This window comes from Rhodococcus sp. CH91 (assembly GCF_022554085.1).
Lineage (GTDB): Bacteria > Actinomycetota > Actinomycetes > Mycobacteriales > Mycobacteriaceae > Rhodococcus.
Genome location: NZ_JAKFYR010000003.1, coordinates 135778 through 150209, shown reverse-complemented (window position 1 = coordinate 150209; position 14432 = coordinate 135778). Strand labels below are relative to the sequence as shown.

Sequence of the window (14432 nt, the reverse complement as noted above, 5' to 3'; positions counted from 1 at the left end):
CGGGGGTCAGGCGCGGGGGCGAACGGAGACCAAAGACAATGAGTGCATTAGGTCACAGGTCACAAGGAAGGCCGAACCGATTGTTCCACTGAGTGGGTGGTCGGGTGGCTCGGTGGTCGTGTGAATATCTTTATGGATCACAGTAATTGCCGAGTCGTGTTCGTAATCCGCGACACGGCTCAGGTCGACGGAGCGGAGAACGATGAAGGAACTGTGCGGTCGCATCGCGGTCGTCACCGGCGGTGCACATGGGATCGGGTTCGGGCTGGCGACCAGATTCCTCCAGGAAGGGATGAAGGTCGTCGTCGCCGACAACGACAGTGACGGCCTGGCCCGAGCGGAGAAGGAACTGTCCCGTTCGGGTGAGGTTCTGACCGTGGATACCGATGTCGCCGACCCGGATTCGGTTCAGGCGCTGGCGGACGCGACGATGGACCGGTTCGGAGCCGTTCACGTCCTCTGCAACAACGCGGGTGTCGGAGGTCTACAGCGATTCGAGACGACGAGCCTGGCAACCTGGAACTGGACCCTCGGCGTGAATCTGTGGGGCGCCGTGCACGGCTGCCACATCTTCCTGCCTCTCCTCGCGGCGCAGGACGAGGCGTACATCGTCAACACGGCCTCCATGTCCGGCTTCCTGACCGGCCCGTATCTGCAGCCCTACACGGTGTCGAAAGCCGGTGTGGTCGCGCTGTCCGAGGCTCTGGCGAACGAGTTCGCGAAGGAATATCCCCACATCGGGGTCGCCGTGTTGTGCCCGGCCTACACGGCGACGTCGATTCGCCACGACGAGCGCAATGCTCCCGCGGGTCATGTGCCGCGCAGTCTGGCGGATCCTGCGACGGCCGAGCTCCGGGAGGCGGTGGACTCGATGATCGAGAAGGAGGGTATTTCGGCGGACGCCGTCGCCGATCTCGTGGTTCGCGGGATGGCAGAGCGTAAGACGCACATCTTCCCGCATCCGGAATGGCTGGACCGATGGCAGGAACGTGTCGACAAGGTGAGGGCGCAAGTATGAGGAATCTGCAGGGTCGCGTCGCGGTCGTCACAGGTGGGGCGAGCGGGATAGGCCTGGGACTGGCGACCCGTTTCCTCGAAGAGGGAATGAAGGTCGTGATCGCGGACATCGATGTGCACGGTCTGGCCGTCGCGGAGGCGAAGCTGTCCGAGCTCGGTGACGTGCTGGCGGTGAAGACCGATGTGGCGCGGGTGGACTCGGTTCAGGCGCTTGCTGATGCTGCCGTGGCTCGGTTCGGTGCGGTGCACATCTTGTGCAACAACGCAGGCGTCGGTGGCACACAGCGGTTCGACACCGTCGGCCATGCGACGTGGGAATGGACGATCGGAGTCAATCTGTGGGGAGTGATTCACGGATGCAGGATCTTCCTCCCGATCCTTGCGGCGCAGGACGAGGCCTACATCGTCAACACGGCGTCGATGGCCGGATTCACGTCCGGTCCGTACCAGGCAACCTACAAGACCACCAAGGCCGGTGTTGTAGCGCTGTCGGAATGTCTGGCGAACGAGTTCGCGATCGAGCACCCGAACGTCGGGGTTGCAGTCCTGTGCCCGGCCTACACGGCTACCGAGATCCGCAACGATGAACGCAACGCCCCTGCCGGCCATGTACCGCGCGCGGTCGCCGATCCCGGGTTGAACGACAGACGAGAAACCGTCTACAGCACACTCGAGCAGGAAGGTATCTCACCAGAGGACCTCGCCGCCCTGGTCGTCGATGCCCTCGCGGAGCGCAAGACGCACATCTTCTCGCACCCCGAATGGTTCGACGTCTGGCAGCAGCGGGTCGACAAGGTCCGCGCTCAGCTCTGATCGTTCTGCGCCCGGATCCGATCGGACTGTGCCCCGGCTCCTCGAGGAGCCGGGGCACAGTCCCGTGTTCTACCGGAGGCAGCGCAGGGTTACCGGAACCAGGCCAGTTCCGGGCGGAACCAATACTGGTAGGCGGGCCGCACGCCCTGGACATCGTCGGGGCTCAACAGACTGACCGTCGCATGCCGCCAGAAGCGGTAGGTGGACGCCGACACGATCTGCTCGATCGCTGTCTTGTACGCACTCTCGACGACAGCCGGATCGCCGGAGGCGCGCGTGATGTCCAGTGCCTCGTCGACGGCCGGCTCCGACAGTCCCGCACCGTTGGAAGCGCCTTCCGTGTGGAAGACCTTGTAGAGATTCTCGGGATGGGCGCCGCCCACGGAGGCGATGATGAGGTCGTAATTCCCGGAGTTCAGCGCCGCGGCATAAGCGCTTCCGTCGAGGGGCTCGATGTTCAGCCTCAGGCCGTCGACCTGTTGCAGTTGAGCCTGGAGCAGCTCGCCGACCTGGGTCAGGACCGGACTGCCGGCAGAGATGTTCAACGACAGTTCCACCTCCGCTCCGCCGTTCCGTGCGCGATATCCGTCGACGAGTGCCTGAGCACCTTCGACGTCGCGGGCAGGCCACGCGGATCCCGGGCTGTGGAGAGGACTGTCCTCGGGGGTGAACCCGGTGGCGGTGGGCTCGCCCGGATAGACGGCGTTCATGATCTGCTCGTTGTCGACCAACTTGTCTATCGCCGTGCGCAGGTCGCGATCCGACAGCACACCGCGGCTGCTCATCCGGAAACCGGTCCCACCGAGCATGCTCGTCCGGACGGCCCGCATCCCCGCGTTCTCGGCGCGGTCCGCGTACTTGTCGAGGGTGACGGTCATGACGTCCACCTCCCCTGCCTGCAATGCATTGAATCGCTGATCGTCAGCGGGGATCGTCTTGATCACGAGGCGATCGACATAAGGGCGGGGTTGATCCCAATAGCCGGGATTGCGGTCGAGGACCATCTCGGTTCCCCGGGCCCAGGAGGTGAGGGTGAACGGTCCCGCACCGACAGGAGCGCTGCCGTAGTCGGCCCCCTTCCGTTCGATGGCAGCAGGGGACCCGACGAATGCGAGGTCTTCGGTCAGGGCAAGGGGGAGCTGGTAGTTCACGTCCTCCGATACCACCCGAAGCGTCAGCGGGTCGACGACCTCCCATCGGAGGGTCCGTGCCACAGTGGCAGCACGGGAGAGCTGGGCAGGATCGAGGATGCGATCCCAGTTGAACGCGACGGCTGAGGCGTCGAGGGCGGTACCGTCGGTGAAAGTCAGGTTCGGCCGAAGCGTCAGCGTCCATGTCCTTCCGTCGTCGGTGGTGAAGGATTCGGCCAGCCCCGGCTCGAACTCGCGACTTTCGGGGTCGTAGTACATCAATGCGCCGTAGATCGCCTGACACGGATGCATGCCCACACCGATCGCGCACGTGGCCGGATCCACGGATTGCGCCTCGGTGTTGAAAGCGTAGGTCAGGGTGCCCCCACGCTGGGGTTCCGCGGACGATGCGCCGGCAGGAGAGGAGGAGCCGGAACATCCGGTGGACAACACGGCCATGGCTACGGCCGTCCCGATCGCAGCAGCGGCTCGTGGACGCATCTTCACATTCGTCTCCTCGGATACAGGTTGTCGATCGGCACTGCGCACGGGAATGCTCGTTTCTCCGACGATCAGGCCACAGAGGTACCGGTGCGGCGAACCCGGCGTTCCACCCACCGGGCGGATGCGATGCGCACAGGGTGAAGTCGACGGCAACCTCCCGCTCCGTGGAATCCGATCTGAACCGACGCGATCGAAAGTGCCTACTGTGAACCGGATTGCCGTTCCGCCGGGCTGATGCCGCGGCAGAGAGGAGCCCCCATGACTACCCTCGAGCGCCATCCGATGATCCCCGTGGCACCGCCTTCCGTGATCGACAACTTCTATACACCGGAAGAGATCGCGACGATCTTCTCCGTGATCCGGGAAAACGGACCGTGGCGCCTGATTCTTGCTCATCATTTCTCCTCGACGGAGGAGTATCTCGCGATCTCGGGCGGAAAAGACCGCAAGCCGGACGCGAAATTGTCGGACTTCGTCGCTCCGGTGTTCCGGGGCTTCCTCGGTAACGACGGCGTGGTCTTCTACCCCGACCTACACGACATCTACTTCGGACGCAAGCTTCTCGACACTGCACGGTCGCTCCACGGAGCGAAGTACGGCATGGCACACGACCTGCTCTTCAACTTGTGCGGCCCCTCGCACAGTTTCGATCCGGGCCATTTCGACACCGCGGTCTTCCGCGGCATGGGACTGTTCAACACACCTATCTGGCTGTTGGCGATCATGTCGAAATCCGGGCTCTTCGATGCGTGGGAGGTCAAGTCGGCCCAGGTCCTCACCTACTTCAACAGGTCCGACATCGACGGCGGCTTCACGTACTGGCCGGACGGCCCGGACGAGGATCCTGCCCGGATCGCGGCTCCGTTCTGGAATACCGCCTTCCTCACGGACAATTCCCGGATGTATCACCGTAGGGAATCCAACGGAGCCAGGGACGAGCGGGACTATCCCGAGTTGGACATGAAGACCGAGTTGCATGCAGTCGCCGACGGTGAGTGGTCCGTTCGCAACGGTGACGAAGAGATTCGCCGATTCGGTGAGGCCGACATACGATTGCTCGTGCACTACACGGCCTTGTTGTTCGACGATATCGACGATGTTCGTCGCTACCAGGACCACACCGACGACCTGAATCCCGACAAGGTGTTCGGAATGCTGATCGACGACATGCGAGCCAAGGGGCATGCGATCGACGAACCGAGCGACCCGATGAACGACATGGGGTTCGTTGCACGATTGACGGAGTTCTACAAGATGGCGCCCAGTCGTTATCCGGCGGAAGCACCGCTCGAAGTGCGATGAGCGATCGCTCTTCCGTGCCCGGCTCACGCCGGACACGGAAGAGCGGATGCCGAAGGTATGTGCTGCGTGGGCAGGTCACCGTGCCGGCAGAGTCGGACGCATCCGTATCCCGCCGTCGACTCGGATCGTCTCCGCGTTGAGATAGGAATTGTCGAGGCATGTCGTCGCCAGCGCCGCGACCTCGTCCGCCCGGCCCATGCGCCGGGGGAACAGGACGTCCTCGGCCAGTCGCGCCTTGTACGCGGTGGATGCATCGGATGCGCCGTAGATCGGAGTATCGACGAACCCCGGCGCGATCGTGTTGACGCGTATGCCGTATTCCGCGAGATCGCGTGCCAAAGGCAAGGTCATACCGGCCAGAGCGGCTTTCGCGGCCGAATAGGCGACCTGGCCCGCTTGGCCGTCGAACGCCTCTACGCTCGAGACCATGAGAACGGATCCACGCTCACCGGTGTCGTCCGGTTTCTGAAGCGCCATCGCCGAGGCTGCACGCCGTATCACGGCGAACGTTCCCAGAAGGTTGATCCGCAGTACGCGTTCGAATGCGGCGAGATCGTGCAGGAGTACGTCGTTGTCGTTCACCGCCACGATTCGTTCGGTGTGTCCGATGCCGGCGGAAGTCACGACACGGCGCAGCGGTGCCAGGCCGATCGCGGTATCGACAAGTTCCGCAATTGCTTCGGGATCACTCACGTCGCATCGGACGAACGTCCCCCCGACCTCCGATGCGACGCCCTCGCCTGCTTCGACGCAGATGTCGCCGACGACGACGTGGGCTCCGGATTCCGCCAGTTCACGTGCCACCGCGGCGCCGATACCCGACGCACCTCCGGTGACAACTGCCGTCGTTCCTGTCAGCGTGCGCATGTATCGCCCTTTCCTGTCTACAGATTCTGGGCGATCTCGATGAGATGTCCTTCGGGGTCCTTGACGAAAGCCACCGCGAACCCGATGTCGGGCATCTCCTCGATCGGTGTATCGACAGTCCCGCCTGCCTCTTCGACCGCGCGCACGGTGGCGGCGATGTCGGTCACGTTGAATCCGAGTACGGACTCTCCTACCGGGGGAGTGGGGCGCTCGACGTACCGCCACACGATCAGTGAGGAGTCGTCCCCCCGGCCACTGGTGAGGATGATCTCCTCCACGGCGTCGTTCCCTCGACCCACGGTGAGCCTGTTCTTCTCCTTCATGCCGAAAGCCGCGGCGTAGAAGTCGGCTTCGGCCTGAATGTCCTCGACGAATATCTTCGTGAAAGCGAAACGTGTGCCCGTGTCCATGGATCTCCCTGCCGGATCGTCGTGTGATTCGAGGATGTTCGTGTGTATTTCGCCGGGGGGTGACTCCACGCGGCAAGTCGAAGTTCCACTGAGTGGTTCATTGCATATGCGGCTCAGTATGTTTCGAGAATTCTCGTAGTCGGTAGGCCGACTGAAAGAGGAGACATGTCCGAGACGATGAGATTCGATGGTCGCGTTGCCGTTGTCACGGGAGCCGGTAACGGTCTGGGGCGCGCGTACGCTCTGTTGCTCGCGGAGCGTGGAGCCACAGTGCTCGTGAACGATCTCGGGGGCAGTATCCACGGCACGGGATCGGACCGGGGACCGGCGTTGCGGACGGTCGCGGAGATCGTCGACGCAGGGGGCGTCGCCGAAGCCAACTTCGACTCCGTGGCAACCGGGCCCGGTGGTGCCGCCATCGTTTCTCAGGCCCTCGAGACGTGGGGGCGAGTGGATATCGTCGTGAACAATGCCGGCTCGGTCGTCTCTCGTGGACCGATCGACGAGAATACCGACGAGCAGTACCAGGCAGACCTGATGGTCGCGGCGGGCGGGACATTCTTCGTCACCCGTGCGGTATGGCGGCACATGTGGGATCGCGGTTACGGCCGCATCGTCAATGTCTCGTCGGCGGCGTTCCTCGGAATGCGGAGTTCGGCCGGATATCCCGCAGCAAAAGGCGCGACGTGGGGTCTGACGAGAAATCTGGCGCATCGTGCCGCGGCCGACCACAAGGACATCAAGGTCAACTGCGTGATGCCCACAGCGGCCGCGAGAATGACAGAGCTCATGGGGGACACCATCTCTGCAGGCATGGCGAAGTACTACCCACCCGAATCGGCGGCACCCGCAGTCGCGTATCTGGCGCACGAGGACGCGGCCGTGTCGGGCGAGATGTTCGCCGTCGGCGGAGATCACATGCGCAGAGTATTCGTCGGAATAACGCCAGGATTCCAGGCGGAGCCGGGAGAACTGTCTCTCGAGGGGATTCGCGACAATCTCGACGTGGTCATGAGCACCGAGAACTACATCGTCGCGCGGAATGCGCTGGACAAAGTCATGCTCGACCCGCGGGTCCCGTGGCAGGACGGTGTCGGTTCGGTGTTCTAGGCCGAGCAGGGGTCCCGATCTCTTCTGTTCACGTGCGTCCGATGGAAACGCCTACCGAAGGGTCTCCGGTTCGTCGAGATGTCGTGCCCATCCGTCGGGCAGGTGCAGTCGACGGGGACGTTCCGTCATCCGGGTGGGAGTGTCGTGTTCCACTTCGACGAGAAGTTCCGGCGGGAAATACACGGACGCAGTGATACCGGCGTTCGAACCGAAATCGAAGGTGCGCCGTAGTCGCACGCTCATACCGTTGCGTGCAGCGAGGCGTCCCACGACGTACAGGCCCATTCGGCGAGGAGCGGAGACGTCGGCATCGTCGCCGGCAGTGAGGCGAGTGTTGATCTCGTCGAGAGTGTCCGGCGGTATCCCGACACCGGAATCCGCGATCTCGAGCAGAAGGCCCCCACCGACGGCGGCCGAGAACTCGAAGTTCACCGATGACGGGGGTTGCGATGCGCGTAGTGCATTGTCGACGAGTTCGGTGAGCAGATGAACCACGTCGGTGACCGCGGCACCGACGAGATAGCCGCTCGGTGTCCTGCCGATGCGGACACGCTGGTAGTCCTCGACCTGGGAGACGGCGCCGCGAAGGATGTCGCCGAGTGGAGTGGGTGCCGCACGAGTCTGCGGGCGGGAGTCGGAAAGGACGAGCAGGGAGTCACCGGTCCGGCGGATTCGTGCCGCAAGATGGTCGAGCGAGAACAGGCTCTGCAGCCTCGCGGGGTCCTTTTCCTGGTATTCCAAGGCCTCGATCAATGACAGTTGCCGGTCTACAAGTGTTTTGTTCCTTCGAGCCAATGTCTCGAACATGATCGCCACCTGACGCCGAAGATGTGCTTGTTCGCCGGCCAGGCGTAGCGCTTCGGAGTTCATCGAATCGACGGCCCGGGCAACCTCCCCGATTTCCTCGCTCGTATGCACGTCGATCGGATGGAGCCGCACGGTGTCGACGTCGGCGCCGTTCTTGACCGCTTCGATGGCAGCGGGAAGTTCGTGGTGTGCGGACGCAAGAGTGCCGTCGCGCAGTCGTCTGAGTGGCACGGACAGGGCGCGGGCCACGGCGAGGGCGACGGCGAGCGCGATCGTAAGGGTGGCGGCGACGACAGCCGCGTCCCTGATGGCCACCGCGCGGGAGCTCGACGTCAGCCGGTCCAGCGTCGACGTGATCTGCTCGACGGCACGGCTGTTCATCTCCTCGTAAGGAGTGAATGCCGCCAGCATCGTTCCTTCGAGTTCCGTCTCGGAGTTTCCATCGGACACCATCCCGGCGAGCTGCCTCTGCCGGAGGGACAGGTTGTCGAGCAACTCGTCGATTCGTCCGTTGTCGAGAGACGTTCCCCGAAGAAGTCCCAGGGTCGATTCCTCGACATGCATGGCTCTCTGCGCAGTGATGAGTGCAGCCTCCGGGTTGGCGACGAGAAGCCCCAGCGCGTTCGCCTGGTCGAGGAGCGTCCGTTGAGCTGTCCATGCATTGAGCATGTCGGTTCCGGCGGTCAGCACCTCGGTGTTCTCGGCGAGGTCGAGCACCGCGCGAAACACCCCTTCGCATCGGCTCAGGAAATCGACCGTGAGCCGTTCGAGTTCTTTCGTGGAGACGCTGCGACCGTATGCGGATTCGTGGAGTGCGCGTCCGTCGTCGACGAGTCGCGCGATGCTCCCGGCAATCGCAGTTCCGAGGACTTCCGGATCGGCATGGAGTTCGAGGTTCCGGGTCGACTCGGCGATCTGCTCCTGATCGGCGATGGTGGGTAGTCCCAGAGTGATCGAGGTGGAGGCGGCAATGACGACATAGGAGAAGTCGAAGAGAGCGGGGATCGCCGCGATCTGTTCCGACAGTGTGTCGAAGCGCCGGGCTTCGTCGAGTTTCGCCCCGGCCCGTAGCGCGCCGAGTGCAGCAGCGGCAAGTAGGGGTATCACGAGCAGAACAGCGAGTTTGTGGACCAGCCTCCAGTTCGAGAGTCGCGAGGGCCTCGGTAGTCGTCGTCTCCGCTGTCGATTCATCGTTTTCCTCATGTCGTCCGGGCCCTGCACCCGAGGTGGTTCACGCCGGGCAGAGTGCTCCTACGATTCGCAGTGGCTCGGTCGTGAGTTCTCATATGCGTTCCACGGCTCCGGATCTCGGCTCGAACGGCGCCGACGTGGAGGATGGCGCTCGGAGTCGGAGAAACGAACCCCGAGTTCCCGCTGAGCGGACCGTGGGAACACGAATCGTGTATCGATGTACTGCAGTGCGATCGTGACGAGGCGCGTCAGGCACAGGGTGGGTCCGCACGTCGGCCGAGCTCGCGCCTGCCCGAGGGCATCCCGTTGAACGGGAGATCGTCGTCCACTGCGCTCGGAGATCCGCACATAATTCACCGCCCACCTCGGAAGTGACTTGGATCACTTATCCGTAAATATGTGCCCCGCATCTCACGGGATCGGGCGTCCCCTCGTGTGAAGGAGTCCGAGTTATGAATTCGAACGGTCGGAATCGACAGTTCAGGACGATTGCAGGTGCGAGCGCGCTGATGCTTGCCGGAATGTTCGGAGCCGCAGCCTGTGCCGGTGACGAACCGCAGAGCGAGGCAGCGGCGGCCATGTCGTCCACCTCCGCACTGCCGAGCGAACCGGCGAACGGCGAGCCGGTGAAGATCGGCTTCGTCTCGACGGAGGGCGGTGCGGCGGTATCGCTGCCGGAGATGCGGGAGGGGGCCGAGGCTGCGGTCGAGTACCTCAACAACAACGGTGGCGGACTCGCAGGCCGTCCGGTCGAGCTCGTCGTCTGCAAGCAGCAGGAGGAGCCCACCTCGGCGACAGCCTGTGCGAATCAATTCGTCGAACAGAAGGTGGCAGCCGTGCTGTCGCCCGGCACATCCATGGGGCCCGCGATCGTTCCGATCGTCATCGGGGCCGGCATCCCGTACGTCACGCTCAACGGGGTCGCGCCGATCGAGTTGACGTCGCCCGATGTCGCCTCGCTCTCCGCCGGTCTGCCCGGAACCCTGACGGCGGCCGCGACGGCGGCACAGCGGGAAGGCATGTCGACGTTCACCATGTTCGCCAGCGACGGCGGCGGAATCGCGGCGATGATCGACCAGATGGGCAAGCCGATCTTCGAAGGCTTCGGAGTTCGACTCGACGTGGTTCCGGTGGCTCTGGGCATCCCGGATCCGACCCCTGTCGTCACCTCGGGGCTGGCGAACGATCCCGAAGGCGTCAGTTTCATCGGTGATGCCGCCACCTGCACTTCGGTGTTGAAGGCAGTGCAGACCACGGCACCGACCGTGAAGAAGGTGCTGATCCCCACCTGTCTGGACGAGAACGTGGTCAAGGCCATCGGCATCGACAATGTGAAGGGCAATATCGGAATCACCGCGACCGACGCGCTGTCCGACCGGCCGGACACCGTGTTGTTCCGCTCGATTCTCGCGGAGTACGCCCCCGATCTCTCCCCCACGGGATACGGCTCCACCGGCTACCAGACCGTGATGGCTCTTGCCGGCGCGACGGAGGGCATCACGGGCGAGGTGAACGCCGCGTCGATCCGCGAGGCGCTTCGGGCCAGTGAGAACGTCGAGATGCCGGCAGGCGGCGGCATCGCTTTCACCTGCAACGGAACTGCCTTCCCGGCCATGCCGTCGATCTGCTCGTCGCAGATGCTGATCGGTGAGATCAACGAGCAGGGCATTCCTGTGGATCTCACGGTCACGGGCTGACGGTACCGGCTCGAATCTCACAAGGACGCACAATGACCGACCATCTTGCTTATCTCGTCCTGGGTCTCGGCAACGGAGCCGTGTACGCAGCCATCGGGCTGGCCCTCGTGATGACGTTCAAGAGTTCCGGCGTCGTCAACTTCGCCACCGGAGCCGTGGCCCTCTACACCGCCTACACCTACGCGTTGTTGCGTACGGGTGAGCTGATGGTCCCGATACCGGGACTCCCCCGAACGGTCGACCTCGGTGGACCGCTCGGGGTGGTCCCGGCCATTGCGCTGTCGCTCGTGATCGCGGCGTTGCTCGGTGTGCTCTTCTACGCACTCATCTTCCGGCCGCTTCGTCATGCACCGGTGATCGCCAAAGCCGTGGCGTCCATCGGGCTCATGATCGTGCTGCAAGCACTGATCGCATTGCGCGCCGGCACCGAGATCGTCGCGGTGGAGCCGATCTTCGCGCTCGACAGCATCACCATCGGCTCGCGGCCGGCACCCACCGACCGGATCTGGCTGGCGGTGACCATCGTTGTGATCGCTCTGGTCGCCACCCTGGTGTTCCGGTTCACCCGCTTCGGGATTGCGACGGAAGCAGCGGCCGAGTCGGAGAAAGGCGCCTATCTGACGGGTCTGTCGCCCGATCGGATCGCCTTCGGCAACTGGGCGCTGTCCTCCGTGGTCGCGGGTCTCGGCGGCATTCTCATCGCGCCGATCGTCGCCCTGAATCCTGTCGCCTATTCGATGTTCATCGTTCCGGCACTCGCTGCGACCCTCGTGGGCAATTTCCGCTCGATCTGGGTGACCGTCGTCGCCGGAATCGCGATCGGGTCGCTGCAGGCGGAAACCACGAACCTGCAGGCCGTCTTCGACTGGTTCCCGCGCGCAGGTACGGCCGAGGCCATCCCTCTGTTGCTGATCCTCGTCTTCCTCGTGTTCAAAGGGCGGCCGCTACCCGATCGCGGAAGTATCGTCCGCCAGCGGCTGGGCCATGCGCCACGTCCCGAGCGGATCGTCGTTCCCGCGCTCCTGGCTGTCGCGGTCGCTGTCGTCGCCCTCGTGTTCACGGGCGGCAGTTATCGCGCCGCAATCATCACCAGCATCATCTTCGCAGTGATCGCACTGTCTCAGGTGGTGGTCACCGGCTACACCGGCCAGGTGTCGCTGGCGCAACTCACGCTCGCCGGGGTGGGCGCGTATTCGATCAGTGTGCTCAACACGCATCTCGGAATCCCGTTTCCGTTCGCACCGCTCATCGGTGCGCTGTTCGCGATGGTGATCGGTATCGTGATCGGCCTGCCGGCCCTTCGGGTGCGCGGGTTGCCCCTCACAGTGGTGACGCTGGCCCTGGCGGTATTCCTCGAAGCCTTCTGGTTCCGGAACCCGCAACTCAACGGTGGTGTCGCGGGTGCCCCGGTGGACACGCCGCGGATCTTCGGGATCGATCTGGGAATCGGGGCAGGGGAGGGCTATCCACGCCTTGCGTTCGCCTTGATGTGTCTGGCGGTGCTGGCCGCAGCGGCGCTCGGCGTCGTCCGGTTGCGGCGCAGCCGGCTGGGAACCGACATGCTCGCGGTCCGGGCGAACGAGCGGTCTGCTGCGGCATCGGGGATCAACGTCCCCCGTACCAAATTGACGGCGTTCGCCATCGGGTCCTTCCTTGCAGGCCTTGCCGGTTCCCTCATGGCGTACCAGCAGACACTGGCGACGCCGGAACCGTTCACGGTGTTCCTGGGTATCACCCTGTTCGCGATCATGTACATCGCCGGCATCACCTCGGTCACCGGTGCCGTCCTGGCCGGGATCATCGCGCCGGGTGGCCTGCTGTTCCTGCTCGCCGACCGATTCCTCCACATCGGCGACTATTACGCAGTGATCAGCGGGATACTGCTCATCGTCACGATCATGGCCAATCCGGACGGCATTGCCGGCAGGCTGCTCCGCGTCCCGTGGCCGGCGATCCGGAAGTCACGCGCAGGTGGAGTGCAGGACCACGGGAGGGCCGCACCCGTGGCCCCGCAGTTGCCACCGTCCACGACGAGCGAACCGCTGCTGTCCGTGGAGGGAATCGGCGTGAAATACGGAACAGTGCAGGCGGTGTCGGAAGTCTCCTTCGACGTCCGTCCCGGGGAGATCGTCGGGCTCATCGGCCCGAACGGTGCAGGCAAGACCAGCGTCATCGACGCCGTTACCGGTTTCGCGCCCGCGACCGGGACCGTTGTCCTGGACGGCGAGGATGTCAGCGATCTCCGGCCGCACCGACTCAGCCGGAGGGGACTCGGTCGCAGTTTCCAGGACGTCGAGCTCTACGACGACCTGTCGGTCGTCGAGAACGTGACCGTCGGTGCCGCCCGGGGAACCGAATCCTCCGCGGTGGCAGTCGCGGAACGCGTGCACGCCGTCCTGCGCACGGTGGGCCTCGAGGATGTTGCGGATGCGGAAGTGTCGACGTTGTCTCAGGGCAGACGCCAGTTGGTGTCGATAGCCCGGGTGCTGGTCGCGGCTCCGAAGGTGGCCCTGCTCGACGAACCGGCCGCAGGCCTCGACAGTTCCGAGAGTCGCTGGCTCGGCGAGCGTCTCCTTGCGGCACGTGACGCCGGTACGTCGATCCTGCTCGTCGACCACGATATGGAACTCGTCCTCACGATCTGTGATCGCGTCGTCGTCCTGGATCTGGGGCGAGTGATTGCGTGCGGCACACCGGCGGAGATCCGGGCCGACGAACGCGTGATCACCGCGTATCTGGGACTCCCGCTCGACCGGGCGGACCTCGAGCACGACGCGAGTCCCGAACCGACCCATGACTCCCAGGAGGCGCTCTCGTGAGCGGACTGACGATTCGGAATCTCTCGACGGGTTACCTGCCGCAGCGACCGTGTGTCCGGGACGTCGACCTGCGCGTGGAAGAGGGGACGATCACCTGTCTGCTCGGTCCCAACGGAGCCGGGAAGACCACGCTGTTGCTCTCTCTCGCGGGGTTGCTGCCCCGGTTCGGCGGTGAGGTGATCGTGGACGGACTCGATGTCGTCGCGGGCCGGCCCCGTGACGCCGTGCGTTCGGGGATGGTGCTCGTCCCCGACGACCGTGCCCTGTTCCGGGAGCTGAGTACGACCGACAATGTGCGTCTCGCCGTCCGTGATCGGCGTCGTCGCTCCGGCGCCGTCGACGAAGTGCTCGAGTATTTCCCCGCGCTGGAGAAGAGGTTGCGTGTCGCCGCGGGCCGCCTCTCGGGCGGTGAACAGCAGATGCTCGCCATCGCCCGGGCGATTCTGCAGCGGCCCAAGGTCCTGTTGATCGACGAATTGAGTATGGGCCTCGCCCCGGTGATCGTCGACGAGATCCTGTCGGTGCTTCGGCGGTTGGTCGAGGACCGGGGGATGTCGGTGCTCCTGGTCGAACAACATGTGCGTCTTGCGCTCGACGTCGCCGACCGTGCCGCCGTGCTGGTGCACGGGTCGGTGGTGCTGTCGGAGGCAGCAGCGACCCTCGCGGCGGATCCCGGCCGGATCGAACATGCCTACATGGGTTCGGGGCCGGATATCGACGGGGAAGGGAAACGGACAGCGGTGGGCGCGTGATCCGAAGACGAGT

11 protein-coding genes are annotated in these 14432 nt (G+C 64.3%); 7 read left to right on the top strand and 4 right to left on the bottom strand.

Annotated elements, in window-relative coordinates; translation table 11 throughout:
• Positions 1-202: 202 nt before the first annotated feature.
• Positions 203-1018: an SDR family NAD(P)-dependent oxidoreductase gene (locus tag MOM01_RS07485; protein WP_241384781.1), complete on the top strand. Its 816-nt coding sequence runs from the start codon at positions 203-205 to the stop codon at positions 1016-1018.
• Positions 1015-1830 (top strand): SDR family NAD(P)-dependent oxidoreductase, encoded by an 816-nt coding sequence (locus tag MOM01_RS07480; RefSeq protein ID WP_241384780.1) that lies wholly within the window; start codon positions 1015-1017, stop codon positions 1828-1830. Before MOM01_RS07485 ends, MOM01_RS07480 begins: the two co-directional genes overlap by 4 nt.
• 89 nt (positions 1831-1919) lie before the next feature.
• Here MOM01_RS07480 and MOM01_RS07475 read toward each other — a convergent pair whose 3' ends face one another.
• Entirely contained in the window at positions 1920-3461 is a 1542-nt protein-coding gene (locus MOM01_RS07475; protein ID WP_241385112.1) for an ABC transporter substrate-binding protein, read from the bottom strand.
• Between the two features lie 261 nt (positions 3462-3722).
• Between MOM01_RS07475 and MOM01_RS07470 the strand changes: the two genes are divergently transcribed.
• Positions 3723-4766, top strand: a complete 1044-nt coding sequence (locus MOM01_RS07470; protein ID WP_241384779.1) for a hypothetical protein — start codon at positions 3723-3725, stop codon at positions 4764-4766.
• A gap of 75 nt (positions 4767-4841) precedes the next feature.
• Here MOM01_RS07470 and MOM01_RS07465 read toward each other — a convergent pair whose 3' ends face one another.
• The gene (locus MOM01_RS07465; RefSeq protein ID WP_241384778.1) at positions 4842-5633 is read right to left on the bottom strand and encodes an SDR family NAD(P)-dependent oxidoreductase; all 792 of its coding nucleotides are present in this window, start codon (positions 5631-5633) and stop codon (positions 4842-4844) included.
• Between the two features lie 17 nt (positions 5634-5650).
• Complete coding sequence (locus MOM01_RS07460) at positions 5651-6043, bottom strand: VOC family protein (RefSeq protein WP_241384777.1); 393 nt, start codon at positions 6041-6043, stop codon at positions 5651-5653.
• A 177-nt stretch (positions 6044-6220) separates the two neighbouring features.
• Between MOM01_RS07460 and MOM01_RS07455 the strand changes: the two genes are divergently transcribed.
• On the top strand, positions 6221-7153 hold the full coding sequence (locus MOM01_RS07455; RefSeq protein WP_241384776.1) for an SDR family NAD(P)-dependent oxidoreductase: 933 nt from the start codon (positions 6221-6223) through the stop codon (positions 7151-7153).
• Positions 7154-7204: 51 nt separating this feature from the next.
• Here the strand turns inward: MOM01_RS07455 and MOM01_RS23295 are convergent, their stop codons facing one another.
• The gene (locus MOM01_RS23295) at positions 7205-9067 is read right to left on the bottom strand and encodes a sensor histidine kinase (RefSeq protein WP_241384775.1); all 1863 of its coding nucleotides are present in this window, start codon (positions 9065-9067) and stop codon (positions 7205-7207) included.
• A gap of 536 nt (positions 9068-9603) precedes the next feature.
• Between MOM01_RS23295 and MOM01_RS07445 the strand changes: the two genes are divergently transcribed.
• Genes MOM01_RS07445 through MOM01_RS07435 form a run of 3 tightly spaced genes read left to right on the top strand, consistent with a single transcriptional unit; the run spans position 9604 to position 14419 of the window.
• Positions 9604-10848 (top strand): ABC transporter substrate-binding protein, encoded by a 1245-nt coding sequence (locus MOM01_RS07445; protein WP_374112276.1) that lies wholly within the window; start codon positions 9604-9606, stop codon positions 10846-10848.
• Between the two features lie 32 nt (positions 10849-10880).
• On the top strand, positions 10881-13667 hold the full coding sequence (locus tag MOM01_RS07440) for a branched-chain amino acid ABC transporter permease/ATP-binding protein (RefSeq protein ID WP_241384773.1): 2787 nt from the start codon (positions 10881-10883) through the stop codon (positions 13665-13667).
• Positions 13664-14419: an ABC transporter ATP-binding protein gene (locus MOM01_RS07435; RefSeq protein ID WP_241384772.1), complete on the top strand. Its 756-nt coding sequence runs from the start codon at positions 13664-13666 to the stop codon at positions 14417-14419. The genes MOM01_RS07440 and MOM01_RS07435 overlap by 4 nt, the downstream gene beginning before the upstream one ends.
• Positions 14420-14432 lie beyond the last annotated feature (13 nt).

Excerpts from the sequence above, each read along its gene's own strand:
- MOM01_RS07485 (WP_241384781.1), top strand. The coding sequence starts at position 203 with ATGAAGGAACTGTGCGGTCGCATCGCGGTCGTCACCGGCGGTGCACAT.
- MOM01_RS07480 (WP_241384780.1), top strand. The coding sequence starts at position 1,015 with ATGAGGAATCTGCAGGGTCGCGTCGCGGTCGTCACAGGTGGGGCGAGC.
- MOM01_RS07475 (WP_241385112.1), bottom strand. The coding sequence starts at position 3,461 with ATGCGTCCACGAGCCGCTGCTGCGATCGGGACGGCCGTAGCCATGGCC.
- MOM01_RS07470 (WP_241384779.1), top strand. The coding sequence starts at position 3,723 with ATGACTACCCTCGAGCGCCATCCGATGATCCCCGTGGCACCGCCTTCC.
- MOM01_RS07465 (WP_241384778.1), bottom strand. The coding sequence starts at position 5,633 with ATGCGCACGCTGACAGGAACGACGGCAGTTGTCACCGGAGGTGCGTCG.
- MOM01_RS07460 (WP_241384777.1), bottom strand. The coding sequence starts at position 6,043 with ATGGACACGGGCACACGTTTCGCTTTCACGAAGATATTCGTCGAGGAC.
- MOM01_RS07455 (WP_241384776.1), top strand. The coding sequence starts at position 6,221 with ATGAGATTCGATGGTCGCGTTGCCGTTGTCACGGGAGCCGGTAACGGT.
- MOM01_RS07445 (WP_374112276.1), top strand. The coding sequence starts at position 9,604 with ATGAATTCGAACGGTCGGAATCGACAGTTCAGGACGATTGCAGGTGCG.
- MOM01_RS07440 (WP_241384773.1), top strand. The coding sequence starts at position 10,881 with ATGACCGACCATCTTGCTTATCTCGTCCTGGGTCTCGGCAACGGAGCC.